Source organism: Paraburkholderia sp. BR13444, assembly GCF_040948755.1.
In the GTDB taxonomy this organism is placed as follows: domain Bacteria; phylum Pseudomonadota; class Gammaproteobacteria; order Burkholderiales; family Burkholderiaceae; genus Paraburkholderia; species Paraburkholderia youngii.
Genome location: NZ_JBFPKM010000020.1, coordinates 75,904 through 100,256, shown reverse-complemented (window position 1 = coordinate 100,256; position 24,353 = coordinate 75,904). Strand labels below are relative to the sequence as shown.

The window sequence follows — 24,353 nt, the reverse complement described above, 5'->3', positions numbered from 1 at the left end:
CGAAGCGCCAGGTCGGCGAAGCTGGAGCGTCAACCGCCCTTGCTTTTCTTGATCTGCGCTTCGAACGCGATATCGAGCTTGCTGGCCTTGCGCGGTTTCTGCGGGCCGTAGGCGTCGACGAACTTGACGAAGTCGTCGAGCGTCAGCGGGTCGGATACCTTCTGGTCGACTCCGGTCGATTTGTCCACGAGATAGAACAGGCCGCCAGACAGGCTGATCGCGGCGAAGCGCGGGTTGCCGGTGCGCGTTTTCAGGCGCTCGACGGCGTGGATGGCTCGGGTGGTGCGCATGATGGGGACTGCGGCTGCTGATTGACGAGAGCGTTACTTTAACAAGTTTGCTGACGGTGTGCGGATGGCGCCAACGGACGAAAACACGCGATGAACCTCGACCCGCCCAGCCCCGAGCTACCGCGTCTCACGCAGATGTCCGCAACGGAGGCATTGCATGCAAGCATTCGTCGATCATCCTGGCACGCTGTTCGTGGTACTGCTGGTCGCGTTCGTCGGCGCGATCACTTTTGGCGCATTGGCGCTGCGACGCGTTTTCGCATTGAAGAGCGAGGAGCGCGAAGATTTCACGATCGTGGAGACGTCGACGTTGACGTTGCTCGCGCTGCTGATCGGCTTCAATCTGTCGATGGCGGTCAATCGCTACGACCAGCGCAAGAACCTCGAGGAAAACGAAGCGAACGCGATCGGAACCGAGTACGCCCGGGCCGATGTGGTCGCGCCGCCCGTCAGCGCGCAGATCAAGGCTGAATTGACGCATTACGCGCAATTGAGACTCGCGCATTTTCAAACACGAGATGCGCAGGAAATCGCTCGCATCGAGGCAGACACGGCGAAGTCTCAGGCCGCACTTTGGCGCCTCGCGGCACAGGTCGCGAGGGACCAGCCGACGCCGATCGGCGCCGTCGTGATGACCGGCATGAACGACGTCCTCAATTCGCAGGACTATTCCGAGGCGGCGTTGTTGAACCGGATTCCGCTTGGCGCGTGGACGCTGATGACCGTGATCGGACTATTTGCGTGCGTCGTGCAGGGTTATGGAGCGAGAGGCAGCGTCCGACGAGGCATCCTGATTATCGTGCTGCCCGTTACGGTTGCTCTGTCGCTGACGCTGATCGCGGACATCGACAGTCCGCGAGGCGGGATCATTCATATCGAGCCGCAAAACCTCGCGCGGCTGCTGAGATCGCTGGGGCAATGACGTCGCTCGGGCTTACTCGCTCAATTCGCGATGCAGCGCCCGATACTCCTGCGCGAGCTTATGCCCCGGATCGAGATGAATGACGGGCGTCGCCAACTGATGCGACTCACGGATCTTCACCGACGATGACAAGCGCGACCCCAGCACCGGCAGGCCTTCGCCGATCAGTTCGTCGACGAGCTTCTGCGGCAGGCTCGCGCGCGGCTGGAACTGGTTGATGACGATGCCTTCCACCTGCAGTGCGTCGTTGTGATCCTGCTGGATCTCCTTGACGTTTTCGAGCAGCGTGTAGAGCGCGCGACGCGAGAAGTCGTCGCAGTCGAACGGAATCAGACAACGCTCGACGGCGATCAGCGCCGAGCGCGTGTAGAAGTTCAGCGCGGGCGGCGTGTCGATGTAAATCGCGTCGTACATCGCGAGTTCGTTCAGCGCGTCGCGCAGCTTGTAGATCTTGTAGCGCGATTCGAGCTTGCCGTGCAGCGTGTCGAGATCGGGATGGGCGGGCATCACGTCCAGATTCTCGAAGCGCGTCGGATGGATGTACGAGGTCGCTTCCACGGGCTTGAAGCTGAAGCCGAGCGCGGTTTCGAAGAAGCCTGCGACAGTGGGGTGGACTTCGCTCGCCTGCGGACCGAGCAGATACTGGGTCGAATTCGCCTGGGCATCGAGGTCGATCACCAGCGTGCGCAGCCCTTCGCTCGCGCTGATGGCCGCCAGGTTGCAGACGATGGTCGATTTGCCCACGCCACCTTTCTGATTGAATACAACGCGCCGCATGATCTCCCCTTGAACGGAAGCGGTTACAAAGGGCCCAGCATACCTGAGTCGCGTGACGGCGAAGATTTCGATGGGTTGTTCGTGACCGTTCGACGCTTTACCGCGCGGCCGCATCCACGAGGGCGGCCACACCGCTCACCGGCTTCATCAAGTCGTCCGGCAGACCATGACGTTCGCGAAGATAGGCCGTCGAGTTGAAGGATAGCCACGCGCGGCCGTCCGCGTCTTCCCACACGAGCACCTTCAGGGGAAGATCGAGCGCGGCGGTCGGCGCGAGTTGCATCAACGGTGTGCCGGCTTTGGGATTGCCGAAGACCAGGAGCTGGCTGAACGGCATCGTCAGTCCCGCGCGCTCAGCGTCGCCGCTGAAATCGATGCACGCGAAAACGGTCAGCCCGCGCTCCAGAATGATGGTTTGCAGACGCTCGGCCGTCGCGCTGCCCGCGTGGGCGCTTGGAACGGTGACGATGCCAGTGCTGGCGTTCTCTGCGATCGAAGCGGTGGCCATCTTGCCTCCCGTAGTTCTACCGAAAGGGAGCGTCATCGACGCCCCGCTGCCGGATTACTGGCTCAGATAAACGAACTTGCCATTCTTGATGGTACCCATCACGCTCGCGCGCTGATCGAGACCGACGTGATCTTTCGGGCTCGTATTGACGACCCCGTTCGGCACCACCAGCTCATGCGCATGCTCGAGTTCGTCGCGCAGCGCGACGCGAAACGCCGGCGTGCCCGGCTGCGCGGTCTTCAACGCGCGCCCGACGGCGTCCTGCAGGCGCGGATACACGCCGGCCGCGTCGCCCGCGAACTGCGTGACGCTGCCGGGGCCGTACTTCGCTTCGTACGCGTCGACGAACGCGAGCGCCGCCTTCTTCGACGGATGATCGGCCGGCAGCGTGCGCGCAACGACGACCGGCTGCGTCGGGAACAGCGTGCCTTCCACGTCTTTACCGCCGAGCTTGATGAACTCCGGCGTCGCGATGCCATGCGTCTGATAAATCGGCCCCTTGTAGCCGCGCTCGATCAGCGTGCGCTGCGGCAGCACCGTCGGCGTGCCCGCGCCGGCGATCAGGATCGCGTCGGGCTTCGCGGCCATCAGCTTCAGGATCTGGCCGGTCACGCTCGCGTCGGTGCGGTTGTAGCGCTCGGTCGCGACCAACTGGATATGCCGCAGCGCCGCGAACTTGCTGAACTCGTTGAGCCAGCTTTCACCGTAGCCGTCCGCGAAACCGATGAAGCCGACCGTTTTCACGTTGTGATTCGACATGTAGCGCGTCATCACGTCGGCCATCGCGCTGTCGGTCTGCGCCATCTTATACGCCCAGACCTTCTTGCCTTCCTGCGGTTCGACGACGCTCGCCGAGCCGATCAGCGTGATCATCGGCGTCTGGCTGTCGGCGACCGGATCGAGCGCGGCCATCGCGGCCGGCGTGATGTTCGGGCCGACGACTACATCGACGTGGTCCTCGTCGATCAGCTTGCGAATGTTGCGCACCGCGTTGCCGGGGTCGGACGCGTCGTCGAGGAAGATGTAGTCGGCTTTCTGGCCGGCGATCGTCTGCGGCCACATCAGCATCGCGTTCTTGCTGGTGATGCCGATCACGGCGGCCGGCCCGGTGTTCGACAGATCGATGCCGACTTTCAGGTCGGCGTGCGCCGCGCCGGCGACGAGCAGCGCCGCGGCCGCGAGGCCGCGCAGGGTGTTACGCACATTATTGTTATGCAACTTCATCAGAAGTGTCTCCGTAGCGAGAGGGCGGTATGGAAGCGGTATGAAAGCGGTTCAAAGCTCATAGGTTTCGTGTTCGCCCTTCAGCGCCTGCTCGATCAGCTTGCGGTTCAGGCTCGGCGACAGCAGCTCGACGAGCGTGTACACGTAGCTGCGCAGATACGCGCCCTGTTTCAGCGCGACGCGCGTCACGTTGCTGCCGAACAGATGGCCGACCGGCATCGCGCGCAAATGGCGGTCGCGCTCGCCGTTGAACGCGATGTCGGCCATGATGCCGACGCCGAGGCCCAGCTCGACGTAGGTCTTGATCACGTCGGCGTCGATCGCCTCGAGCACGATGTCCGGATGCAGCCCGCGCAGGCGGAACGCCTCGTTGATCTTGGTGCGGCCGGCGAACGCGTTGTCGTACGTAATCAACGGGTACTGGGTCAGGTCGTCGAGCGACAGCAGCTTGCGCTCGAGCAGCGGATGGTCGGGCTGCATCACCGCGACGTGGTGCCACTGGAAGCAGGGCAGCGACACCAGATCCTTGTAGTTCGAGATCGCCTCGGTCGCGATCGCGAGGTCGGCCTGGTCGTGCAGCACCATTTCGGCGACCTGGGTCGGGCTGCCTTGCAGAATCGAAAGGTGGACCTTCGGGAAGCGCTTCTTGAACTCGGCGATCGCCGCCGGCAGCGAGTAGCGCGCCTGCGTGTGGGTCGCGGCGATCGTCAGGTTGCCCTGATCCTGCGCCGCGTAGTCCTTGCCGACCCGCTTCAGGCTTTCCACTTCCTGCAGGATTTTTTCGATCGATTGCAATATGATGCGGCCCGGCTCGGTCAGCGAACGCACGCGCTTGCCGTGGCGGGTGAAGATTTCGACGCCGAGTTCGTCCTCCAGCTCGATGATCGCCTTCGAGACCCCCGGCTGGCTCGTAAACAGCGCCTTGGCCGCTTCGGTGAGGTTGAAGTTCTGCCGCACAGCCTCGCGGACGAAGCGGAATTGGTGCAGGTTCATATATAACCTCGCCGCATATTAAAAGAATTTTTTAGTCGTTTGAAATATAAGGCGAGTTTATTACGATCTGTCCATCTTTTTCAATATGGATATCTGTTTTTGTTATAAGCAAATGAGCGATGGGTCTAAACGCTTGCTTGCGACAGCTGACAAACACGGATATTCGAGCCGCGGCGGAAACCGGACCGCTGCGAGTCACGCGAAGTTTCGAATAATTGGGGTCCCCGAATGTACCAATACGATCAGTACGACCAGACCATCGTCGATGAACGGGTCGCGCAGTACGCCGATCAGGTTCGCCGCCGCTTGTCGGGCGAATTGAGCGAAGAGGAGTTCCGTCCGCTGCGTCTGCAAAACGGCCTGTACTACCAGCGTCACGCGTACATGCACCGCATCGCGATCCCGTACGGCAATCTGCGCAGCGACCAGATGCGCGTGCTCGCGCAGATCGCGCGTGAACACGACCGCGGCTACGGCCATTTCTCCACGCGCTCGAACATCCAGTACAACTGGATCAAGCTCGAAGAAACGCCGGAAATCCTGCGCAAGCTCGCCGCCGTGCAGATGCACGGCATCCAGACCTCGGGCAACTGCATTCGCAACATCACCGCCGATCAATTCGCCGGCGTCGCACCCGACGAAGTCGTCGATCCGCGTCCGTGGGCCGAAATCCTGCGTCAATGGTCGACGTTCCACCCCGAATTCGCGTGGCTGCCGCGTAAGTTCAAGATTGCCGTGTCGGGTTCGAAGGAAGACCGCGCGGCCGTGCAGATCCACGACATGGGCGTGTATCTGAAGAAAAACGCGCAAGGCGAACTGGTGGTCGACATTCTGGCGGGCGGGGGTCTCGGCCGGACGCCGATCGTCGGCGCGATCATCCGCCGCGATCTGCCGTGGCAGCATCTGCTGACCTACAGCGAAGCCGTGCTGCGTGTGTACAACCGCTACGGCCGCCGCGACAACATGTACAAGGCGCGGATCAAGATTCTGGTGAAGGCGCTGTCGCCGGAGAAGTTCTCCGCGCAGGTCGAGGAAGAGTGGCAGCACCTGAAGGACGGTCCGTCGACGCTGACGCAGGCCGAAGTGGATCGCGTGTCGCAGTACTTCGCGCCGCCCGCTTACGACAAGCTGCCGGACACCGATACGTCGTTCGAAAAGCATCTGCTGGAAAACCGCGCGTTCGCGCGCTGGGTCGAGCGCAACGTGCGTCCGCACAAGGTCGCGGGCTATGCGTCGGTCACGCTGTCGCTGAAGCCGAGCACGGTCGCGCCGGGCGACGCGACGGACGTTCAAATGGAAGCGGTCGCCGACTGGGCCGACGAGTACTCGTTCGGCCAGATCCGCGTGTCGCACGAGCAGAACCTGATTCTCGCCGACGTGAAGAAGCGCGACCTGTTCGCGCTGTGGGAAAAGGCCAAGGCGCAGGGTTTCGCGACGCCGAACATCGGCTTGTTGACCGACATCATCTCGTGCCCGGGCGGTGACTTCTGCTCGCTCGCGAATGCGAAGTCGATCCCGATCGCGCTCGCGATCCAGGAACGCTTCAACGATCTCGACTACGTGTACGACCTCGGCGACGTGTCGCTGAACATCTCGGGCTGCATCAACGCTTGCGGTCACCATCATGTCGGCAACATCGGCATTCTGGGCGTCGACAAGGACGGCTCCGAGTGGTACCAGGTGACGCTCGGCGGCGAGCAGGGCACGGGCGCGACCGGCGCTCACCTTGGCCGCGTGATCGGCCCGTCGTTCTCGGCCGAGGAAATGCCCGACGTGATGACGAAGGTGATCGATACGTTCGTGGACAACCGCCAGGAAGGCGAGCGTTTCATCGATACGTATACCCGCATCGGCATCACGCCGTTCAAGGAGCGCGTGTACGCCGCGCGTCAACCGGCTCACGCGTAACCGCGCAAAGGATACTGAACAGATGGCTTCTATCATCAAGAACCGCGACATCGTCAACGACGACTGGAGCGTCGTGCGTGCCGCGGAAGACGGCGCTTTGCCGGCGGTGAGCGAACTGCCGGCCGGCAAGGTCATCGTGCCGCTGGCGCTGTGGCAGGCCGAGCGTGAAGCGCTCGCCGCCGCGCGCGGCGCCGCCGACATCGGCGTGTGGCTCGCGCCGGATAGCGAACCGGCGGAGATCGCCGGCGACTTCGACAAACTCGCTGTGATCGCCGTGGACTTCCCGGTGTTCCGCGACGGCCGCGGCTACAGCATCGGCCGTCTGCTGCGCGAGCGCTATGGCTACAAGGGCGAACTGCGCGCGATCGGCGACGTGCTGCGCGACCAGGTCAGGCTGATGTTCCGCTGCGGCTTCGACGCGTTCGCGGTGCGCGCGGACAAGGACATCAACGACGCGCTGAAGGCGTTCGACGACTTCACCGTGCAGTACCAGGGCGCCGTCGATGACCCGTCGCCGCTGTTCCGCCGCCGTGCCGCACAGGCTGGCGTCGACAAGGTGCCGGCATGAACACCGCCCAATCGTTGAGCCCGGAGCTGGCAGCGAAGGTCGAGCGACTCGACGCGCTGCTCGACTCGATCGCCGCGCGTCACGCGAACGTGAAGCTCGCGAGCAGCCTCGCCGCCGAAGACATGCTGCTCACGCACGCAATCCTGTCGCGCGGCGTGAAGATCGGCATCTTCTCGCTGAACACGGGCCGTCTGCATGCGGAAACGCTCGGCATGCTGGACCGCGTGAAAGAGCGCTACGGTTACGACATCGAGCAGTTTCATCCGCAGGCGGCGGCGGTCGAGCAGTACGTGGGCGAACACGGCCTGAACGCGTTTTACGAAAGCGTCGAGCTGCGCAAGCGCTGCTGCGAGATCCGCAAGGTCGAGCCGCTCAATCGCGCGCTCGCCGACGTCAGCGCCTGGGTGACCGGGCAGCGTCGCGAGCAGTCGGTCACGCGTGCCGAGCTGCACGAGGAAGAGCACGACGGCGCGCGCAACATCGCCAAGTTCAACCCGCTCGCGGACTGGACCGAAGCCGAAGTCTGGGATTATCTTAAGGCGTTCGATGTGCCGGTCAATCCGCTGCATGCGCGCGGTTATCCGAGCATCGGCTGCGAGCCGTGTACGCGTGCGATCCGCCCCGGCGAAGACAGCCGGGCGGGGCGCTGGTGGTGGGAGTCGCGCGATACGAAGGAATGCGGCTTGCATATCACGGCGATTACCCCGATTGCGGTCGAGCGCAACGAAAACGCGCCGGCCTGAATGCCGCGCACGAGCTTGCGGTCGACCGCCGCCGAAACCGATCTGAATACTTCCGCCCGCACGCATGCGCTTGCCGGGCGAATCAACGAAGGACCCGCTATGAGCACCACGCTCGATTCCACTGTCAACGCTCCGCTTGCCAACACGGTCAACCGGATGGATCACCTCGATTGGCTCGAAGCCGAGTCGATTCATATCCTGCGCGAACTGGTCGCCGAATGCAGCAAGCCGGCGCTGCTGTTTTCGGGCGGCAAGGATTCCGTCGTGGTGCTCGCGCTTGCACTGAAGGCGTTCGGCCTCGGCGCGAACCGCAAGACGCAGCTGCCGTTCCCGCTCGTGCATATCGACACCGGTCACAACTACGACGAAGTGATCGACTTCCGCGATCGCCGCGCGCAAGAAATCGGCGCGGAACTGGTGGTCGGTCATGTCGAAGATTCGATCAAGCGCGGCACCGTGCGTCTGCGTCGCGAAACGGATTCGCGCAATGCCGCGCAAGCGGTCACGCTGCTCGAAACGATCGAGCAATACGGCTATACCGCGATGATCGGCGGCGCGCGCCGCGACGAAGAAAAGGCCCGCGCGAAGGAGCGCATCTTCTCGTTCCGCGACGAATTCGGCCAGTGGGACCCGAAGGCGCAGCGCCCGGAACTTTGGAGCCTGTACAACGCGCGTCTGCACAACGGCGAACATATGCGCGTGTTCCCGATCTCGAACTGGACCGAGCTCGACGTGTGGCAGTACATCGCGCGTGAGCAGCTCGAACTGCCGTCGATCTACTACGCGCACCAGCGCGAGATCGTGCGCCGCAACGGGCTGCTGGTGCCGGTCACGCCGCTCACGCCGATGCGCGAAGGCGAGACGAGCGAACAGGCACTGGTGCGTTTCCGCACGGTGGGCGACATCAGCTGCACGTGCCCGGTCGAAAGCGACGCGGACGACATCGAGAAGATCATCGCCGAGACCGCCGTTACCGAGATCACGGAACGCGGCGCGACGCGGATGGACGATCAGGTCTCTGAAGCTGCGATGGAACAACGCAAGAAGCAAGGCTATTTCTAAGCACACGACGAGGGCAATGCAATCATGAGCAGTATTCACCAACCAGAAGACCTCGGCGTGCTGCGTTTCATCACCGCGGGCAGCGTCGACGATGGCAAGAGCACGCTGATCGGTCGCCTGCTGTACGACAGCAAGGCGGTATTGAGCGACCAATTGTCGGCACTGTCGCGCGCGAAGAACAAGCGCACCGTCGGCGACGAAATCGATCTGTCGCTGTTGACCGACGGCCTCGAAGCCGAGCGCGAGCAGGGCATCACGATCGACGTCGCGTATCGCTACTTCGCGACCGCCAAGCGCAAGTTCATCATCGCCGATACGCCGGGCCACGAGCAGTACACGCGCAACATGGTGACGGGCGCATCGACCGCGCATGCGGCGATCATCCTCGTCGACGCGACGCGCGTGACGTTCGAAAACGGCGTCGCGCAACTGCTGCCGCAAACCAAGCGTCATAGCGCGATCGTCAAGCTGCTCGGTTTGCAGCACGTGATCGTCGCGATCAACAAGATGGACCTCGTCGACTACAGCGAAGCGCGCTTCAACGAGATCCGCGACGCGTATGTCGAACTCGCGCGTCACCTCGGACTGCAGGACGTGCGCTTCGTGCCGGTGTCGGCGCTCAAGGGCGACAACATCGTCACCGCGAGCGAGCGCATGCCGTGGTACGCGGGCCAGCCGCTGCTCGACGTGCTCGAAGCGCTGCCGGTCGAAACCGCGAGCGGTGAGGCGCTGCGCTTCCCGGTGCAGTGGGTCGCGCGGCAGGACGGCAGCCAGGCCGACGATTTCCGCGGCTACATGGGCCGCGTCGAATCGGGCGAAGTGAAGCTGGGCGACACGATCGTCGTGCTGCCGGCCAATCGCGAAGCGACCGTGGCCGAGATCATCGCGCCGGTGGTCGGCGGCACCGCGCAGGTGGACCGCGCGTTCGCCGGTCAGACGGTGACGATCCGTCTCGCCGAAGACGTCGACGTGTCGCGCGGCGACACTTTCGTGCTGCGCGCAGCGGCGCCGGAACCGGCGAAGAAGCTCGAAGCGGACCTGTGCTGGTTCGACGACACGCCGCTGTCGACGCAGCGCAAGTATCTGCTGAAGCAGACCACCAACACGGTATTCGCGAAGATCGGTGCGATCAAGGAAGTGCTCGACGTGCATACGCTTTCGCAGGCGACCGATCGCAAGGAACTGGCCATGAACGACATCGGTCGTGTCGCGCTGACCTTGCAGAAGCCGCTCGTATGCGACGCGTACGACGCGCATCAGGGCACGGGCGCGTTCGTGCTGATCGACGAGGCGACGAACCATACCGTCGCGGCCGGCATGATCCGGGCGTTTTCCGCCTGAGCTCAGCATATGCCGGTAGGCGACGGAAGGGCGACGCAGGCGGCGCAACGCGCCGCCTGCGTGCGCTCCAACGAACAGGTTGAGGTCAATGGGTAAGGTTTATCTGATCGGTGCGGGACCCGGTGCCGCGGACTTGATTACGGTACGCGGCGCGCGGCTGCTCGGCGCCGCCGACGTGGTGCTGCACGACGCGCTGGTCGAGCCGGCGATGCTCGACTACGCGCCCGCGCGCGCGAAGCGAATTGCGGTCGGCAAGCGCTGCGGCCAGCTATCGACGGCCCAGCAGTTCATCAACAAGCAGATCGTCGATGCGGCTTTGGAGCATGACGTGGTCGTGCGTCTGAAGGGCGGCGATCCGATGCTGTTCGGCCGCGCCGACGAAGAGATGCGCGCGCTCGAAGCCGCGGGCATCGAGTATGAGGTGGTGCCGGGCATCACCGCCGCACTGGCGAGCGCGGCCACGCTGAAGCGTTCGCTGACGTTGCGCGGCGTGTCGCGCAGCGTCGCGCTCGCAACCTTCAGCCGCGCACCCGGTTCCGACGAGATCCGCGAGCAGGTCAACGCCGATTCGCTGGTGTTCTACATGGGCCGCGACAGCGGCGTCGAGATCGCACAGCAACTGATCGACGCCGGCAAGCCCGCGACGACGCCCGTGGCGATCGTCGAGGCGTGCAGCACGCCGCGCGAACGCATGCTGACGCTGACACTCGAAGATCTGGCGGCGGGCGAAGCGCAGCGCTGGGTCGATGCGTCGCAGCCGAGTCTGTTGATGATCGGCGAGGCGTTCGCGGCGCGGCAGACCGAGGCGAAGCGCTCGCCGAACGGGATGCTGGTCGCGGCCTGAATGTCCCCGGCAGGGCCGGCCTGAAAGAGCGGCGAATCTGAACAACTAGAACGAAAAAATCAGAGCTGCCGCAAGCAATACTGCGCGAGCGCATCGAGCACCGAATCATCCTCACCGACCGCCACCGCGCAGCGAATCTCGACACCGGGATACGCGGCGCGGCATTGATCGACGAGCGCGGGCAAATCCGTGCGGACATGTCCGCCTTGGCCGAAGAACACCGGCACCACGGTGATCGCAGCGCAGCCTTGCGTGACGAGGTGCGCGACGGCCGCGGGCAGGTCGGGTTCCATCAGTTCCAGAAAGGCGAGCGTAACCGCCTGCGCTTCGCCCGTTGCCGTGCGCGCGGCGCGCAGCTTGTCGGCGAGTCGCTCGAACGGCTCGCGCCAGCGCGCATCGCGCGCGCCGTGGCCAAACAGAATCAGTCCGTGCATAGCCATCGCATCAACTCCTGACGATGCCCCTCAACGCCCTCTGGCGTCGTGAGTTAGTGCCGGTCGACCCACTTCAACCCGACGAGCCCGAGCACCAGATAGATGAGCCCCGGCGTCGCCGCAGTCAATGGCGCGGGCCACGTATTGAGCGTGCCGATGTGCGAGAACAGCGTGTTGAACAGCTGGAAGCTCATGCCGAGCATGATGCCGCCGAACACCTTCATGCCGACCACGCCCGCGCGCGTATGCAGATACGCGAACGGCAGCGACAGCACCAGCATCACGAACACCGCGAACGGATACAGTACCTTTTTCCACAGCGCGATTTCATAGCGCTGCGTGTCCTGATGGTTTTCGGTCAGATGCTGGATATAGCGGAACAGATTGAACATCGACATCCGGTCCGGCGACACCAGCAGCACCGACAGAATCTGCGGCGTCAGCTCCGAGCGCAGCGAATACTCGGGCAGCGTGACCTGGTTCGCGCGATACACCGGATTGAGCGCATCGTCCGGCGTGCCGGGAACTCGGGCCACGTCGAGCAGTTGCGTGTCGGTCACGCCGGTCAGCAGCCAGTGGCCCGGTGGTTGATAACGGCCGCTCTGCGCGATGCGGATGTTCGACAGACGGAACTTCGAATCGAACTCGTAGATGCGCACGTTGCTGATCGTCGCGTCGGGTCTCAGTTCGCCGACGTTGACGAAGCGCGTGACCTGCTCGCCGTCGGCGCGCTCGGTCAGCGTGTCCTTGACCCACACGCCGGACTGGAAGTTGCTCGACACCGACGAGCCGAGCGCCTCGAGCCGCACGCGCTCGGACAGCTGATCCGTGTAGGGGCCGACCACTTCGCCGATCAGATAGGTGACGAGCACGAGCGGAATGCCGATTTTCAGCAGCGAGCGCAGCGCCCGGTTGGTGGCGAGACCGGACACGCGGAAGATCGTGTACTCGGAGTTGGCCGCCATCTGCGCGAATACGTAGATCGCGCTGATCAGCGCCGCGACCGGAATGATTTCGTAGAAGCGCGACGGCGTTTGCAGTGCGACGCGCAGCACCGCGTACTGAAACTTGTAGTTGCCGTGGCCGACCGAGTTCAGTTCGTTGATCAGGTCGAAGAAGAAGAACAGACCTGAAAATGCAAACAGGATGAAGACGAACGTGAGATAGATCTGACGCGCGAAATACCTTTCATAAATGCGCATCGGTCAGGCTCCCTGCGAACGGCTGAACATGGCGCGTGTGAACAGCGGCCGGTTGCGCACCCGCATCCAGAAGATGAACGCGACGATGCCGAGCACGATCACGTGCAGGATCACGAGCCCGATGCCGAACGACATCTTGCCCTGCTCGATCCATGCCTGCACGACGTTCAGCAGATTCGAATAGGTGAGGTAGATCAACACGGCCATCACGAGGTTGATCGTGCGGCTGCGCCGCGGGTTCTGGTGCGCGAGCGGAATCGCGAGCAGCATCAGGTTGATCGCGATCAACGGCAGACCCGCGCGCCACGCGAATTCGGCGAGGTTCTCGTTGGTCGGATTGCGCAGCAGCGTCATTGTCGGCAAGCCGGTGGTGGTCGGTGTATTGACGACCGGCTGGCTCTGGATCTTCACGCCGTAGCGCTCGAACTCCATGATGCGGAAATCGGGGTGGCCCGGCTCGCCGTCGTAGCGGCGGCCGTTTTCCAGCACGACGAAGCGGTCGCCATTCTTGTGCGTCTCGATGTGGCCGTTCTTCGACACCACGACGTTGACCTTGCCGCCCTCGGTGCTCGTCACGAACACGTTTTCCACGTGGCCCTGGTCGGGCGACATCTTCTCGATGAAGAACACGCGGTGCGTGCTCGGCGATTCGCGGAACTGCCCGGGAGCCAGCAGCGAGACCTCGTCGCGCTGCTGGAAGCGCGCGCGGATCAGCTTGCTCTGCTGGTTCGACCACGGCCAGCCGACGAACACGAAGAACATGATCAGGATGATGATCGGCGTGGCGAAGATACCGATCGGCTTGATGAATTGCGTGAGACTGACGCCCGAAGACAGCCACACGACCATCTCGGAGTCCTTGTACCAGCGCGTGAGCACGAACAGGATCGACACGAACAGCGTCGCGACGAGCATGATGGCCAGATAGCCGATCACGGTGAGGCCGATCAGGACCAGCACGTCGCGCGGATCGATCTCACCCGAGGCCGCGAAGCCGACGATGCGGATCATCATCGTCGTCAGCACGAGCGTGAGGAGAACCATGAACACGGCGCCAGCCGTGTACGCGAGCTCGCGCTGGAGGGAGCGTTCAAAGATCATTATTGATGACGAGAGGGGGCGCTCACGGCGACGCGGGGGTTCGTTCCCGTCACGCCTCCGGTGCAGCCGCCGCGGGAAAAATAGCGGATAATTGCGGCTTTCATCCTAAGCCCAGATTTTATCCGAGGACAAGCGCGATGGACTTTAGCATAAAAGCCTGTGATTGGACCAAAGGCTCGACGAACGGTTTCCTGACCGGGAAATCCGATTGCATCGTGATCGGTGTGTTCGAGTCGCAAACGCTGTCGGGCGCCGCGCTGGAGATCGACGCGGCCACCAAGGGCCTGCTCACGCGCATCATCAAGGCGGGCGACATGGACGGCAAGGCGGGTACCACGCTGTTCCTGCACGAAGTGTCGGGCATCGGCGCGTCGCGCGTGCTGCTCGTCGGCCTCGGCAAACAGGATGCTTTCAGTCAGAAAGCCTACGGCGAGGCGGTCCGCGCTGCCTGGCGCGCGCTGCTCGGCACGAAGATCGTGCAGGTCACGTTCACGCTGGCGCAACTGCCGGTGCTCGAACGCACGGCCGACTGGTGCGTGCGCGCCGCGATCCTCGCGCTGCGCGAGCTGACCTATCGCTTCACGCAGATGAAGAGCAAGGCGGAGAACACGCCGCGCGCGTTGAAGCGCGTCGTGATCAGCGTCAACACGGGCGACGAGAAGGCCGCCAAGCTCGCCGCCAAGCAGGGCGTTGCGCTGGCGAACGGCATGGACCTGACGCGCGACCTCGGCAATCTGCCGAGCAACGTCTGCACGCCGACCTACATTGCGAACACCGCGAAGAAGCTCGCGAAAGACTGGAAGCTGAAGGTCGAGGTGCTCGGCGAGAAGCAGTGTGAAGCGCTGAAGATGGGTTCGTTTCTGTCGGTCACCGCGGGCGCGGTCGAGCCGGCGCAGTTCATCGTGCTGCAGTACCAGGGCGGCGCCGCGAAGGCCGCGCCGGTCGTGCTGGTCGGCAAGGGCGTCACGTTCGACACGGGCGGCATCTCGCTGAAGCCGGGCGAGGGCATGGACGAGATGAAGTACGACATGTGCGGCGCGGGCTCGGTGCTCGGCACGCTGCGCGCGGTCGCCGAAATGGGTCTGAAGATCAACGTGGTCGGCATCATTCCGGCCGTCGAGAACATGCCGTCGGGCACGGCGACCAAGCCGGGCGACATCGTCACCAGCATGAAGGGCCTCACGATCGAGGTGCTGAACACCGACGCCGAGGGCCGCCTGATTCTGTGCGACGCGCTCACCTACGCGGAGCGCTTCAAGCCGGCCGCGGTGATCGACATCGCGACGCTGACGGGCGCCTGCATCATCGCGCTCGGCCATCACAACAGCGGCCTGTTCTCGAAGGACGATGCGCTCGCGGGCGAACTGCTCGACGCCTCGCGCGAAGCGGCCGACCCGGCCTGGCGCCTGCCGCTCGACGACGAGTACCAGGATCAACTGAAGTCGAATTTCGCCGACGTCGCGAACATCGGCGGGCGTCCGGCCGGCAGCGTGACGGCCGCTTGCTTCCTGTCGCGCTTTACGGATTCGTACCCGTGGGCGCATCTCGACATCGCCGGCACCGCGTGGAAGAGCGGCGCGGCGAAGGGTGCGACGGGTCGTCCGGTGCCGCTGCTCGCGCAGTTCCTGATCGACCGCGCCGGCCAATGACGCAGTGCGGTAAGCGCGCGCACGGCGCGCGGCAAGTGGGGCGGAGCGGCCGATGACGAGAATCGACTTTCACTCGAACGTCGGCGATTCGCTGCTGTACGCGTGCCGCCTCGTGCGCAAGGCGTATCTGGCGGGCCAGCCGCTCGTCGTGCTGGCCGAGCCCGCGCGTCTGCGCGCGTTCGACGAAATGCTGTGGACCTTCTCACCGCTCGACTTCGTGCCGCACTGCATGGCGGGCACGCCGCTTGCCGCCGATACACCCGTCGTGCTGGCCACGAATCTCGACGACGTGCCGCATCATCAGGTGCTGCTGAATCTGGGCGCAACGGTGCCTGCGCAATTTGCGCGCTTCGAAAGATTGCTCGAAGTGGTCGGTAACGCATACGAGGAACTCGCTGCGGGCCGCGAGCGCTATCGCTTCTATCGCGATCGCGGCTATGCTTTGAACAACTACAAGCAGGGCGGCTAGTTCGTTCCGCTCTCGCGTCATGGCCGCGAGGAGCGCGGCATGCGGACCGCCTGCCCTGGCTTCGACTCAAACACGGAGAGCGCACGTGTCCGATCCCAACGACAATTCGATTCCGATCCTGAACGAGGTCATCGTGCCGGGCCGCGCGCGCGAAACGCGCGAGGCGTCGGCCGATGGCGCCGCGCCCGCGCCCCAGGGCACCAAGCCCGCAGCCCCAGCCGCCGCGCAACCGGCGGCGCGCGAGCCGGGATTGCGCACCGAGCCCGCGTTCGCGCCGCCGGCCGCGCATCCGGCCGCGCATCCGGCCGCGCATCCGGCCGCGCCGCCGGCCGCGGATCCGCCCGAACCGACGCTGGCGCCCGAGCCCGTGCTCGCGCCGCAGCCCGTGCCCGCACCCGAGCAACTGAGTTCGCCCGAGCCGGTTCTCGCGCCGCAGCCGGCGCAGACCGAACTTCATCAGCCGCACGTGGCCGATCACACGCACGCGAGAAAGCAGGTCCGGCCGCATCACGGCATTCGTGCGCGACATGGGCATGAGGAGCTGCATGAAGGCCTGCATGAAGGACTGCATGAGGACGTGGCCGAGGTGTCGCCCGGTGTGTTCGATCGTACCGAGCCCTTCATACCGCTCGAAGCCGGCGCGACCGTGCCGCCGGATCTCGACCATGAAGGCGCGCACGAAGCCGCTCCCGCTCAGCCCCCACTCGACGCCGACGCGCTCGCCGAACGTTTGCACGGACGCTTCCAGCGTTTTCTGACGGGCGAGGGGCACGGCATCATCGAGGCGCGCTGCCGCGACGCAGTGCAGCAGCACACGAGCCTGCTCGTCAGTCAGATCACGCGCGAAGTCGCGCAGACGCTCGAAGCCGAGATGACCGATTGGGTACGTGAAGCGGTGGAAGAAGAAATCGCGCGGCGCTCGCGTTGACGCCGCGGCGACACGAGAGGTCCGTTATTTGAGCGTCAGCACCCAGGCCGCCAGCGTGGCCGCCTGATCGGGCGTCAGCTGCGTGTTCGCGGGCATCGGCATGGTTCCCCATGCGCCGGTGCTGCCATCGAGGATCTTGTGCTTCAGATAGGCCGTGGCGTCGTCGCGACCCGCATACCGGATAGCGACGTCGTGCAGCGCCGGCCCCATGAACGGGCGGTTGACCGAGTGGCAACTCATGCAGTTCTTCTGCTGGGCGAGCGCGAGGCCGGCTGCTTCGGCACGGGCTGCGGGACTCGTGGCGCTCAATGCGGCGGCGAGCGCAACAGAAGCTGCTACGGCTGCGTACGACATCGATTTCATTATGGTCTCCGCCAGTGCAGATGCCCGGCTCGTGGTGCACGCATTATAAGAGCAAAGGGGCGCACGGATTTTCGTGCGCCCTTGGCGTTTTTGCGTAGCGTGGCGGCGGGTTCGTCCAGCGGAGCGGGGCGCGCCGCCCCGTAGCAATTAACCCGTCACCGCCCCCCGATTCGCCGGCAGTGCGAGCGCGAAATACTTCGCCATCACGCCGCGTGTATAACGCGGTTTCGGCGCCTGCCATGCGGCGCGGCGGCGCTGCAGCTCGGCATCGTCGATGTTCAGTTGCAGCAGCAGCCGGTGCGCGTCGATCGTGATCGAATCGCCTTCCTGCACGAGCGCGATCGTGCCGCCGACGAACGCCTCCGGCGCGACGTGCCCGACCACCATGCCCCACGTGCCGCCCGAGAAGCGGCCGTCGGTGATGAGCCCGACCGATTCGCCGAGCCCCTTGCCGATGATCGCCGAGGTCGGCGCAAGCATTTCCGGCATGCCGGGACCGCCCTTCGGGCCTAGATAGCGCAGCACGACGACATCGCCGGCGACGATCCTGTCGGCGAGGATCGCTTCGAGCGCGCTCTGCTCGTCGTCGAATACGCGCGCCGGACCCGTGATGACCGGGTTTTTCAGCCCGGTGATCTTGGCGACCGCGCCGTCTTCGGCGAGATTGCCCTTCAGGATCGCGAGATGGCCTTCGGCGTACAGCGCGTGGTCGATGGGGAAGATCACCTGCTGATCGCTGCGCGGTTTGCTGGGTACGTCCTTCAGCTCCTCGGCGAGCGTTTTGCCGGTGATCGTCATGCAATCGCCGTGCAGAAGTCCGGCGTCGAGCAGGATCTTCAGCACCTGCGGTATGCCGCCCGCCTTGTGCAGATCGGTGGCGACATACTGGCCCGACGGTTTCAGGTTGCAGATCACCGGCACTTTCTTGCGCATGCGCTCGAAGTCCTCGATCGTCCATTCGACCTCGGCCGCGTGCGCGATCGCCAGATAGTGCAGCACCGCGTTGGTCGAGCCGCCGGTCGCCATGATCAGGGCAACCGCGTTTTCGATCGACTGCTTCGTGATGATGTCGCGCGGCTTCAGATCCTTTTTCACCGCTTCGACGAGAACGCGCGCCGATTCGGCGGCCGAGTCGACCTTCTCCTGATCGGGATTCGCCATCGTCGACGAATACAGTAGCGACATGCCGAGCGCCTCGAACGAAGAGCTCATCGTATTGGCCGTGTACATGCCGCCGCACGAACCGGTCGACGGACACGCGTTCTTCTCGATGCCCTCGAAATCCTCCTGCGACATGCGGCCCGCCGTGAATTCGCCGACCGCCTCGAACGACGACACGATCGTCAGATCGGTGCCTTTCCAGTTGCCCGGCCGGATCGTGCCGCCATACACGTAGATGCCCGGCACGTTCATGCGCGCGAGGCCGATCATGCCGCCCGGCATGTTCTTGTCGCAGCCGCCGATCACGACCACGCCGTCCATCCATTGGCCCTGCACGCAGGTCTCGATGCAGTCGGCGATCACCTCGCGCGACACCAGCGAGTACTTCATGCCTTCGGTGCCCATCGACATGCCGTCCGAGATCGTCGGCGTGCCGAAGGTCTGCGGATTCGCGTCGGCGCGCTTGATCGCGGTGACGGCCGCGTCGGCGAGACGCTGCAGGCCGGCGTTGCATGGCGTGATCGTCGAGTGGCCGTTGGCGACGCCGATCATCGGTTTGTCGAAATCCTCCTTCTGGTACCCGAGCGCGTAGTACATCGAGCGATTCGGGGAACGCGCGATGCCTTGCGTGATGTTCTTCGAACGACGGTTGTAGGCCATGGGGAACTCCATGTCTGGCTGTTCTGATGAGTGCGCACGCGGCGCCCGCGCGCGCATCCGTTCAGTGTAGTTCCGCCAGACCGCGCGAACAGGCGGTTTTGCGTGGCCTGCGTCGCATGTATTATTCGCGGCTCTTCAGGTCGTAAAATATATTAATCATGCTGCCGACGATTCCCGACCTGCGCCAGTTGCGCTATTTCGTCACCGTCGCCGAGGAAAAGCACTTCGGGCGCGCAGCCGCGCGTTTGTCGATGACGCAGCCGCCGCTGTCGCAGGCGATCCGCGCGCTCGAAGAGACGCTCGGCGTCGAGCTGTTCGCGCGCACCAAGCGCTCGGTGGAGCTGACCGCGGTCGGCGCCGATCTGCTGCCGGAGGTGCAGCGGCTGCTCGCGGCGGCGGAAGGTTTGAGGCCGCTCGCGCAGAGCCTCGCGCGCGGAGAGGCGGGCGTGCTGTCGCTCGCATTCGTGTCGACCGCGGATTACGGCCTGCTGCCGCTGCTGCTGCGCGATTTCGGCGCGCGGCATCCGCGCGTGCGGCTCGAGCTGACCGAGGCGACCAGCGACGTGCAGGTCGAGGAACTGGTGGCCGGGCGTATCGACGCGGGTCTGGTGATCGCGCCGCTGCCGTCGCGGCATGCTTCGCAGCTGTCGTGGCTGCCGATCGCGCGCGAGCCGCTCGTGATCGCGATGTCGACGGAGATGGCGCGAGGCTTGCAAGGCAGCGTGAACAAAAACGGTAAGGGCAAGCCAAATGACGACCCCGCCGCCGAATGGCTCGACACGCCCGTCAGCTTGCGCGATCTCGGCGACGCGCCGCTCGTGATCTTCCCGAGACGTCTCGCGCCAGGCTTTTATGACATCATTATGGATTGCTACGGCGTCGCAGGCCTCGCGCCGCGGATCGGCCAGGAGGCGATCCAGATGCAGACCATCGTGAGTCTCGTGTCGGCCGGCATGGGCGTCGCACTGGTGCCGCAATCGTTGCGTAACCTGCGGCGCACGGGCGTCGTGTACCGGCCGTTGTCCGAGTCGGTGCCCGCGATCGAAACGGGGCTCGTCTGGCGTACCGACGAGGTCAGCCCGGTGCTGGCGGGCTTCATCGACATCGTGCGCGCGCATGCGGCGAGCGTGGCGTCGCGCGTCTAGATCCCGCTTCCGATCCCTGTAAAACTGCTTTCGAACCTGAACTGCCCATAACTACACGATGCTCATTCACCCGAATTTCGACCCTGTCGCCATCCATCTGGGGCCGCTCGCCGTGCGCTGGTATGGCTTGATGTACCTCGTCGCGTTCGTCGCGGCGATCGTGGTCGCCCGGCTGCGGCTGCGGCTGCCGTACGTCGCCGCGCAAGGCTGGACCGCGAAGGACATCGACGACATGCTGTTCTTCGGCGTGCTGGGCACGATCCTCGGCGGCCGGCTCGGCTATGTGCTGTTCTACAAGGCCAGCTTCTATTTCGCGCATCCGCTCGACATCTTCAAGGTGTGGGAAGGCGGTATGTCGTTTCACGGCGGCTTTCTCGGCGTCACCATTGCGATGATGCTGTTCGCGTATCAGCGCAAGCGCTCGTGGCTGCAGGTCACCGACTTCGTCGCGCCGATGGTGCCCACGGGCCTCGCGGCGGGGCGGCTCGGCAACTTCATCAACGGCGAGCTGTGGGGCCGCGTGACCGATCCGGCCGCGCCGTGGGCGATGCTGTTCCCCGGCGCCGCGCCCGACGACGCAAGCTGGCTCGCCGCGCATCCGCAATTGGCCGCGCAATGGCATCTGAACGAAGTGTTTGCGCAATATCACATGCTGCCGCGGCATCCGTCGGAGCTGTACGAGATCGCGCTCGAAGGCGTGGCGCTGTTTTTCGTGCTGATTTTCTTCTCGCGCAAGCCGAAGCCGCTTGGCGCGATCTCCGCGATGTTCCTGATCGGCTACGGCCTCGCGCGCTTCACGGTCGAATTCGCGCGCGAGCCGGACGATTTCCTCGGCCTGCTCGCGATGGGGCTGTCGATGGGGCAATGGCTGTCGCTGCCAATGATCCTCGCGGGCATCGGCCTGATGGTGTGGGCGTATCGCCGGGGGCGGCGCGAGCCGGCGCAGGCGGTCGGCGCGAACTGAACTGCGCCCGGCCAGCGTAGCGAACGCTGCATGAAAAAACGCCACGGCTTCGATGGATGCCGTGGCGTTTCTCTTTGATGCGCTGGCGTTCGCGCGTGTGCGTCACTTCATCTGCACCGACCCCGACACGTTGACCGTCACCGTCGAGGTGCCGCCTTCGAGCGGCATCGGCGCGCTCTTCTCATCGGCGCCCATCGCGCGTGCGCTCATCATCATCGGACGCGGCATCACGCCGCTGTGATTCACGTTGACCTCGCGGATCGAATAGCCGCTAAAGCCGAACGCCTGCGACGATGCCGCGGCCTGCTCGCGAAACGATTTGATCGCCTCGCCGCTGAGCCGCTGTTCGGCGGCGCGCTGCGCTTCCGGCGACAGCGAGAAACGCACGTTACCCACCTGCATGATCGATGCCATCTGTCCGGCGAGCTTCGAAGCCGCGGCGAAGTCGCGCGATTCGAGCACGACTTCCGTGCGGCCGCGCCACGCCGAGATGCGTCCGTCGCGGTCCGTTGACGGGAAGATCGAGAACGCACCCGAGCGCGCGGTTACGCCGGCGACGGCGCGCGCCTTCTGCAATGCCGCGTCGGCACGTTGGTTCAGCGTCGACGTCAACGCCGACGGCTCGCTCGCTTCCTGCTCGTAAAACAGCGTGATTTCGACTTCGTCCTGCGGGACTTCCGCGCTCGCCTGCGCATTCAGCGACAGCACGCCCGAGGGCTGCGGCATCATGGTCTGCGCGCGAGCGGGCGCCGGGTTCAGCGCGAGCGCCACAGGCGCGCCAAAGGCGAGCGCGAGTGCGAGGGCCCGTGCGGTTTTTGTCGTCATGGCTGGAATCCTTGTTTGAACAGGTTGTGCACGTTCGACGCGTGCGCCGCGTGATGACGCGATGGTGGCGCGCGGTTTGACGGATGCGCTGGCGAATGGATCGGGATGCCGTCGAACGGTTGGTTCGAACTCGCGCTTTCGTCGAGCGATTAGGCGCGTCTTACTGGCGCTTGGTTCCCCAATTAGTACTTCGCCGCCGCATCGGAAATGATGGCCCGGACGCGATCACGACACGTGCCGCGTCGCGCATTTGCCCTTAAACCAGCTGTTTAGTGATGAAGCGCCATTCGGCGTCGGTCACCGGTGTGATCGACAGACGGTTGCCTTTGGCGAGCACGCGCATGTCCTGCAATTCGGCATGCTCGCGCAGCGCGGCAAGCGGAATCAGCGGGATTTTCTTCTTGAACACGACGTCGACGAGCATCCAGCGCGGCGTTTCCGGCGACGATTTCGCGTCGTAGTACGGACTCTTTTTATCGAACTGCGTCGGGTCCGGATACGCGGTCGACGAGACTTCCGCGATGCCCGCGATGCCGGGTTCCGGACAGCTCGAATGATAGAAGAGCACGCCGTCGCCGACCTGCATCACGTCGCGCATGAAGTTGCGCGCCTGATAATTGCGCACGCCGGTCCACGGCAAGGTGCGATGCGGTGCGTTGGCGAGGTCGTCGATGCTTGCTTCGTCCGGTTCGGACTTCATCAGCCAGTAGCGCATGAATCGGAGTGAGCGTGTGAGATTGAACGAGGCGCCAACAACAGGCGCGTGCGGAAAGCCCCTGAAACAGGCATTCAAACGAAACAACGACGACCAAAGAAAAACGGCATCGAACCGAAGTCCGATGCCGTTCCAGATAAGGTCCCCGCCTTAGCCGCTAGGCCGGCATCCTGAACCGAGGGTTCAGAATTGGTCGCAGTTAGCAACACTTCGGGTACATCAGACAGAGTGACGCGCACACCCGTGCTACAAATTTCCGCAACCGTGCACATGGCATTGGTTCAAGGAATATATGACCTTGGCGAACCAGGCAGGGAAGCTAAACCGATGAAGCTACAACACATACCGTTGAACAAGTGACCGGTTCGAAACCGGCCCGCTATTGAGTCAACTACTGCTTACTGCATGCTGTACTGCTCAATCACAGTACCTAGCTGTTCGTTCATTTGCTGCATTGTACGCCGGATTTCTTCAGCAGGAAATGCTTCTCCGTGTCGCACACTGCTTTGCAGCTTAAGCAGTTCCGATGCCAGCGACAGCGCCGCCATCACCGCGATGCGATCGGTGCCGCGCACATTGCTGCCGCTGCGGATTTTCTTCATCTCGGCGTCGACGCGCGCGACCGCCTCGAGCAGCGCGCCTTCCGTTTCAGGCGAACAGGCGAGACGGTAGGGTACTTCGAGAATCGATACTTCGATCTGCTTGGTGGTCATGCGCTTTCTCCGTGTCGGCTCACGTCGCCTTCCGCTTCCTCGTGTTCGGGCTGGGCGGACTCGAGCAGATCGAGCTGGTTATCCGGTTCGCTGCTTGCGCGTGCGCGCGGCAATTTTTCGAGAATCGCATTCAGGCGCACCTGAGCGTCGTCGATCTTGGCGGAAAGCGCGTCGCGTTCCGCTTGCAGTGCATCGCGCTCGGCACGCAATTGCGCGAGTTCGGTGTGCGTGGCTTGTACTTCGGCACGCGTTTGCGCGAGCTGCTCTTCGAGCGCGATCCGCGCTTCGTTGTGGCGCTTGCTGATCGCAATCAGCTTGCCGATGTTCTGGGAGAGTGATTCGAGTTCGGTGAGCATGTGCTGCGTCCTCTAAAGACATCGCATTTTAGCGCGGAATATTACAGGTTCCGACAATTGTCTCGTTTCGAGACGTAACAGCATCGCTTCATGCAGGTTCGTTGCGAGTCGTGTCGTCGACCATAAGATCAAAGACCGGCAATCCATCGGACAATAACCTGCATTCGACAGAACGGATCGCGCTCCGGTTGACCTTTCTTGACGCCCCGCGAAGCCGCTCCTACACTTCCCGCACTCTGGTGCCCGCGCGCGCTTTTCGGCGCGCGCAGTTAAACGGGAAGCAGGGCGCGCGCGGTGCCAAACCGGATGCGCGAACCTGCGCTGCCCCCGCAACGGTAAACGACCGCATGTGATGTGCTCATGCAGGTCGGTCCTTGTCGCACGGTTGGAAGTTCAATCTGCGAGTGTGCCACTGCGCGTCACGCGTGGGAAGGCGGGATCGATGTGTCGTAGCCCGGATACCGGCCAGAAAAGAGGGACGTCCCCCG

General features: G+C 64.0%; 26 protein-coding genes, 1 other RNA gene and 1 riboswitch. Of the genes, 12 read left to right on the top strand and 15 right to left on the bottom strand.

Annotation, left to right across the window (positions count from 1 at the left end):
* Positions 1-29: 29 nt before the first annotated feature.
* Complete coding sequence (locus AB3X95_RS34650) at positions 30-290, bottom strand: hypothetical protein (protein ID WP_176109336.1); 261 nt, start codon at positions 288-290, stop codon at positions 30-32.
* Between the two features lie 157 nt (positions 291-447).
* Between AB3X95_RS34650 and AB3X95_RS34645 the strand changes: the two genes are divergently transcribed.
* Positions 448-1,212: a hypothetical protein gene (locus AB3X95_RS34645; protein ID WP_368623632.1), complete on the top strand. Its 765-nt coding sequence runs from the start codon at positions 448-450 to the stop codon at positions 1,210-1,212.
* Positions 1,213-1,224: 12 nt separating this feature from the next.
* Here the strand turns inward: AB3X95_RS34645 and AB3X95_RS34640 are convergent, their stop codons facing one another.
* The 4 genes from AB3X95_RS34640 to AB3X95_RS34625 all read right to left on the bottom strand — a co-directional run bounded on the left by AB3X95_RS34640 (position 1,225) and on the right by AB3X95_RS34625 (position 4,714).
* Positions 1,225-1,989 carry a ParA family protein gene (locus tag AB3X95_RS34640; RefSeq protein ID WP_176109334.1) on the bottom strand — a complete coding sequence of 255 codons (765 nt, stop codon included), beginning with the start codon at positions 1,987-1,989 and terminating at the stop codon, positions 1,225-1,227.
* Positions 1,990-2,086: 97 nt separating this feature from the next.
* Entirely contained in the window at positions 2,087-2,497 is a 411-nt protein-coding gene (locus AB3X95_RS34635) for a DUF302 domain-containing protein (RefSeq protein ID WP_176121129.1), read from the bottom strand.
* Positions 2,498-2,551: 54 nt separating this feature from the next.
* Positions 2,552-3,721, bottom strand: a complete 1,170-nt coding sequence (locus AB3X95_RS34630) for an ABC transporter substrate-binding protein (RefSeq protein WP_368623631.1) — start codon at positions 3,719-3,721, stop codon at positions 2,552-2,554.
* A gap of 51 nt (positions 3,722-3,772) precedes the next feature.
* Positions 3,773-4,714: a CysB family HTH-type transcriptional regulator gene (locus AB3X95_RS34625; protein ID WP_176109331.1), complete on the bottom strand. Its 942-nt coding sequence runs from the start codon at positions 4,712-4,714 to the stop codon at positions 3,773-3,775.
* A 228-nt stretch (positions 4,715-4,942) separates the two neighbouring features.
* Here AB3X95_RS34625 and AB3X95_RS34620 point away from each other — a divergent pair, with 228 nt between their 5' ends.
* The 6 genes from AB3X95_RS34620 to cobA all read left to right on the top strand — a co-directional run bounded on the left by AB3X95_RS34620 (position 4,943) and on the right by cobA (position 11,180).
* Positions 4,943-6,622: a nitrite/sulfite reductase gene (locus AB3X95_RS34620; protein ID WP_184227823.1), complete on the top strand. Its 1,680-nt coding sequence runs from the start codon at positions 4,943-4,945 to the stop codon at positions 6,620-6,622.
* Between the two features lie 22 nt (positions 6,623-6,644).
* Entirely contained in the window at positions 6,645-7,190 is a 546-nt protein-coding gene (locus AB3X95_RS34615; RefSeq protein ID WP_368623630.1) for a DUF934 domain-containing protein, read from the top strand.
* Positions 7,187-7,933 carry a phosphoadenylyl-sulfate reductase gene (locus tag AB3X95_RS34610; protein ID WP_176366992.1) on the top strand — a complete coding sequence of 249 codons (747 nt, stop codon included), beginning with the start codon at positions 7,187-7,189 and terminating at the stop codon, positions 7,931-7,933. The genes AB3X95_RS34615 and AB3X95_RS34610 overlap by 4 nt, the downstream gene beginning before the upstream one ends.
* 99 nt (positions 7,934-8,032) lie before the next feature.
* Positions 8,033-8,995 (top strand): sulfate adenylyltransferase subunit CysD, encoded by a 963-nt coding sequence (gene cysD, locus AB3X95_RS34605; RefSeq protein ID WP_176366993.1) that lies wholly within the window; start codon positions 8,033-8,035, stop codon positions 8,993-8,995.
* A gap of 24 nt (positions 8,996-9,019) precedes the next feature.
* Positions 9,020-10,336 carry a sulfate adenylyltransferase subunit 1 gene (locus AB3X95_RS34600; protein ID WP_018431719.1) on the top strand — a complete coding sequence of 439 codons (1,317 nt, stop codon included), beginning with the start codon at positions 9,020-9,022 and terminating at the stop codon, positions 10,334-10,336.
* Between the two features lie 88 nt (positions 10,337-10,424).
* Positions 10,425-11,180 carry a uroporphyrinogen-III C-methyltransferase gene (gene cobA / locus AB3X95_RS34595; RefSeq protein WP_184227824.1) on the top strand — a complete coding sequence of 252 codons (756 nt, stop codon included), beginning with the start codon at positions 10,425-10,427 and terminating at the stop codon, positions 11,178-11,180.
* A 59-nt stretch (positions 11,181-11,239) separates the two neighbouring features.
* Here cobA and AB3X95_RS34590 read toward each other — a convergent pair whose 3' ends face one another.
* Genes AB3X95_RS34590 through lptF form a run of 3 tightly spaced genes read right to left on the bottom strand, consistent with a single transcriptional unit; the run spans position 11,240 to position 13,917 of the window.
* Positions 11,240-11,620, bottom strand: a complete 381-nt coding sequence (locus tag AB3X95_RS34590) for a sirohydrochlorin chelatase (protein WP_368623629.1) — start codon at positions 11,618-11,620, stop codon at positions 11,240-11,242.
* A gap of 47 nt (positions 11,621-11,667) precedes the next feature.
* On the bottom strand, positions 11,668-12,816 hold the full coding sequence (lptG, locus tag AB3X95_RS34585; RefSeq protein ID WP_176121137.1) for an LPS export ABC transporter permease LptG: 1,149 nt from the start codon (positions 12,814-12,816) through the stop codon (positions 11,668-11,670).
* Positions 12,817-12,819: 3 nt separating this feature from the next.
* Positions 12,820-13,917, bottom strand: coding sequence for an LPS export ABC transporter permease LptF (gene lptF, locus AB3X95_RS34580; protein ID WP_176109324.1), 1,098 nt, complete (start codon positions 13,915-13,917; stop codon positions 12,820-12,822).
* A 137-nt stretch (positions 13,918-14,054) separates the two neighbouring features.
* On the opposite strand from lptF, the gene AB3X95_RS34575 reads away from it, so the two are divergent.
* From AB3X95_RS34575 to AB3X95_RS34565, 3 genes are all read left to right on the top strand, one after another.
* On the top strand, positions 14,055-15,566 hold the full coding sequence (locus AB3X95_RS34575; protein ID WP_184227826.1) for a leucyl aminopeptidase: 1,512 nt from the start codon (positions 14,055-14,057) through the stop codon (positions 15,564-15,566).
* A 52-nt stretch (positions 15,567-15,618) separates the two neighbouring features.
* A complete protein-coding gene (locus AB3X95_RS34570) occupies positions 15,619-16,035 on the top strand; it encodes a DNA polymerase III subunit chi (RefSeq protein ID WP_368623628.1) in 417 nt (138 codons plus the stop codon).
* Between the two features lie 85 nt (positions 16,036-16,120).
* Entirely contained in the window at positions 16,121-16,963 is an 843-nt protein-coding gene (locus AB3X95_RS34565; RefSeq protein ID WP_368623627.1) for a DUF2486 family protein, read from the top strand.
* Positions 16,964-16,987: 24 nt separating this feature from the next.
* Here the strand turns inward: AB3X95_RS34565 and AB3X95_RS34560 are convergent, their stop codons facing one another.
* Together AB3X95_RS34560 and ilvD are read right to left on the bottom strand one after the other, a co-directional pair.
* Positions 16,988-17,326, bottom strand: a complete 339-nt coding sequence (locus AB3X95_RS34560) for a c-type cytochrome (protein WP_176121140.1) — start codon at positions 17,324-17,326, stop codon at positions 16,988-16,990.
* Positions 17,327-17,473: 147 nt separating this feature from the next.
* The gene (gene ilvD / locus AB3X95_RS34555; RefSeq protein WP_176121141.1) at positions 17,474-19,147 is read right to left on the bottom strand and encodes a dihydroxy-acid dehydratase; all 1,674 of its coding nucleotides are present in this window, start codon (positions 19,145-19,147) and stop codon (positions 17,474-17,476) included.
* Positions 19,148-19,305: 158 nt separating this feature from the next.
* Here ilvD and AB3X95_RS34550 point away from each other — a divergent pair, with 158 nt between their 5' ends.
* A complete protein-coding gene (locus AB3X95_RS34550; protein ID WP_176367001.1) occupies positions 19,306-20,292 on the top strand; it encodes a LysR family transcriptional regulator in 987 nt (328 codons plus the stop codon).
* Between the two features lie 58 nt (positions 20,293-20,350).
* Positions 20,351-21,256 carry a prolipoprotein diacylglyceryl transferase gene (lgt, locus tag AB3X95_RS34545; protein ID WP_176109317.1) on the top strand — a complete coding sequence of 302 codons (906 nt, stop codon included), beginning with the start codon at positions 20,351-20,353 and terminating at the stop codon, positions 21,254-21,256.
* A gap of 102 nt (positions 21,257-21,358) precedes the next feature.
* Here lgt and AB3X95_RS34540 read toward each other — a convergent pair whose 3' ends face one another.
* The 5 genes from AB3X95_RS34540 to AB3X95_RS34520 all read right to left on the bottom strand — a co-directional run bounded on the left by AB3X95_RS34540 (position 21,359) and on the right by AB3X95_RS34520 (position 23,865).
* Positions 21,359-22,081 (bottom strand): SIMPL domain-containing protein, encoded by a 723-nt coding sequence (locus tag AB3X95_RS34540; protein WP_368623626.1) that lies wholly within the window; start codon positions 22,079-22,081, stop codon positions 21,359-21,361.
* 256 nt (positions 22,082-22,337) lie between these two features.
* A complete protein-coding gene (locus AB3X95_RS34535; RefSeq protein WP_176121144.1) occupies positions 22,338-22,796 on the bottom strand; it encodes an EVE domain-containing protein in 459 nt (152 codons plus the stop codon).
* A 138-nt stretch (positions 22,797-22,934) separates the two neighbouring features.
* Positions 22,935-23,116: non-coding RNA, 6S RNA (gene ssrS, locus AB3X95_RS34530), on the bottom strand.
* Between the two features lie 78 nt (positions 23,117-23,194).
* A complete protein-coding gene (locus tag AB3X95_RS34525) occupies positions 23,195-23,509 on the bottom strand; it encodes a cell division protein ZapA (protein ID WP_013088698.1) in 315 nt (104 codons plus the stop codon).
* Complete coding sequence (locus AB3X95_RS34520; RefSeq protein WP_176109314.1) at positions 23,506-23,865, bottom strand: ATPase; 360 nt, start codon at positions 23,863-23,865, stop codon at positions 23,506-23,508. The genes AB3X95_RS34525 and AB3X95_RS34520 overlap by 4 nt, the downstream gene beginning before the upstream one ends.
* A 220-nt stretch (positions 23,866-24,085) precedes the next feature.
* A riboswitch (cobalamin riboswitch) is annotated at positions 24,086-24,350 on the top strand.
* The last annotated feature ends 3 nt before the right edge of the window (positions 24,351-24,353 follow it).

Excerpts from the sequence above, each read along its gene's own strand:
- AB3X95_RS34650 (WP_176109336.1), bottom strand. The coding sequence starts at position 290 with ATGCGCACCACCCGAGCCATCCACGCCGTCGAGCGCCTGAAAACGCGC.
- AB3X95_RS34620 (WP_184227823.1), top strand. The coding sequence starts at position 4,943 with ATGTACCAATACGATCAGTACGACCAGACCATCGTCGATGAACGGGTC.
- lgt (WP_176109317.1), top strand. The coding sequence starts at position 20,351 with ATGCTCATTCACCCGAATTTCGACCCTGTCGCCATCCATCTGGGGCCG.
- AB3X95_RS34575 (WP_184227826.1), top strand. The coding sequence starts at position 14,055 with ATGGACTTTAGCATAAAAGCCTGTGATTGGACCAAAGGCTCGACGAAC.
- AB3X95_RS34630 (WP_368623631.1), bottom strand. The coding sequence starts at position 3,721 with ATGAAGTTGCATAACAATAATGTGCGTAACACCCTGCGCGGCCTCGCG.
- AB3X95_RS34520 (WP_176109314.1), bottom strand. The coding sequence starts at position 23,865 with ATGCTCACCGAACTCGAATCACTCTCCCAGAACATCGGCAAGCTGATT.
- AB3X95_RS34610 (WP_176366992.1), top strand. The coding sequence starts at position 7,187 with ATGAACACCGCCCAATCGTTGAGCCCGGAGCTGGCAGCGAAGGTCGAG.
- ilvD (WP_176121141.1), bottom strand. The coding sequence starts at position 19,147 with ATGGCCTACAACCGTCGTTCGAAGAACATCACGCAAGGCATCGCGCGT.
- AB3X95_RS34635 (WP_176121129.1), bottom strand. The coding sequence starts at position 2,497 with ATGGCCACCGCTTCGATCGCAGAGAACGCCAGCACTGGCATCGTCACC.
- AB3X95_RS34645 (WP_368623632.1), top strand. The coding sequence starts at position 448 with ATGCAAGCATTCGTCGATCATCCTGGCACGCTGTTCGTGGTACTGCTG.
- lptF (WP_176109324.1), bottom strand. The coding sequence starts at position 13,917 with ATGATCTTTGAACGCTCCCTCCAGCGCGAGCTCGCGTACACGGCTGGC.
- AB3X95_RS34615 (WP_368623630.1), top strand. The coding sequence starts at position 6,645 with ATGGCTTCTATCATCAAGAACCGCGACATCGTCAACGACGACTGGAGC.
- AB3X95_RS34640 (WP_176109334.1), bottom strand. The coding sequence starts at position 1,989 with ATGCGGCGCGTTGTATTCAATCAGAAAGGTGGCGTGGGCAAATCGACC.
- cobA (WP_184227824.1), top strand. The coding sequence starts at position 10,425 with ATGGGTAAGGTTTATCTGATCGGTGCGGGACCCGGTGCCGCGGACTTG.
- AB3X95_RS34560 (WP_176121140.1), bottom strand. The coding sequence starts at position 17,326 with ATGAAATCGATGTCGTACGCAGCCGTAGCAGCTTCTGTTGCGCTCGCC.
- AB3X95_RS34625 (WP_176109331.1), bottom strand. The coding sequence starts at position 4,714 with ATGAACCTGCACCAATTCCGCTTCGTCCGCGAGGCTGTGCGGCAGAAC.
- AB3X95_RS34570 (WP_368623628.1), top strand. The coding sequence starts at position 15,619 with ATGACGAGAATCGACTTTCACTCGAACGTCGGCGATTCGCTGCTGTAC.
- AB3X95_RS34590 (WP_368623629.1), bottom strand. The coding sequence starts at position 11,620 with ATGGCTATGCACGGACTGATTCTGTTTGGCCACGGCGCGCGCGATGCG.
- AB3X95_RS34600 (WP_018431719.1), top strand. The coding sequence starts at position 9,020 with ATGAGCAGTATTCACCAACCAGAAGACCTCGGCGTGCTGCGTTTCATC.
- lptG (WP_176121137.1), bottom strand. The coding sequence starts at position 12,816 with ATGCGCATTTATGAAAGGTATTTCGCGCGTCAGATCTATCTCACGTTC.
- AB3X95_RS34540 (WP_368623626.1), bottom strand. The coding sequence starts at position 22,081 with ATGACGACAAAAACCGCACGGGCCCTCGCACTCGCGCTCGCCTTTGGC.
- AB3X95_RS34550 (WP_176367001.1), top strand. The coding sequence starts at position 19,306 with ATGCTGCCGACGATTCCCGACCTGCGCCAGTTGCGCTATTTCGTCACC.
- AB3X95_RS34535 (WP_176121144.1), bottom strand. The coding sequence starts at position 22,796 with ATGCGCTACTGGCTGATGAAGTCCGAACCGGACGAAGCAAGCATCGAC.
- AB3X95_RS34525 (WP_013088698.1), bottom strand. The coding sequence starts at position 23,509 with ATGACCACCAAGCAGATCGAAGTATCGATTCTCGAAGTACCCTACCGT.
- cysD (WP_176366993.1), top strand. The coding sequence starts at position 8,033 with ATGAGCACCACGCTCGATTCCACTGTCAACGCTCCGCTTGCCAACACG.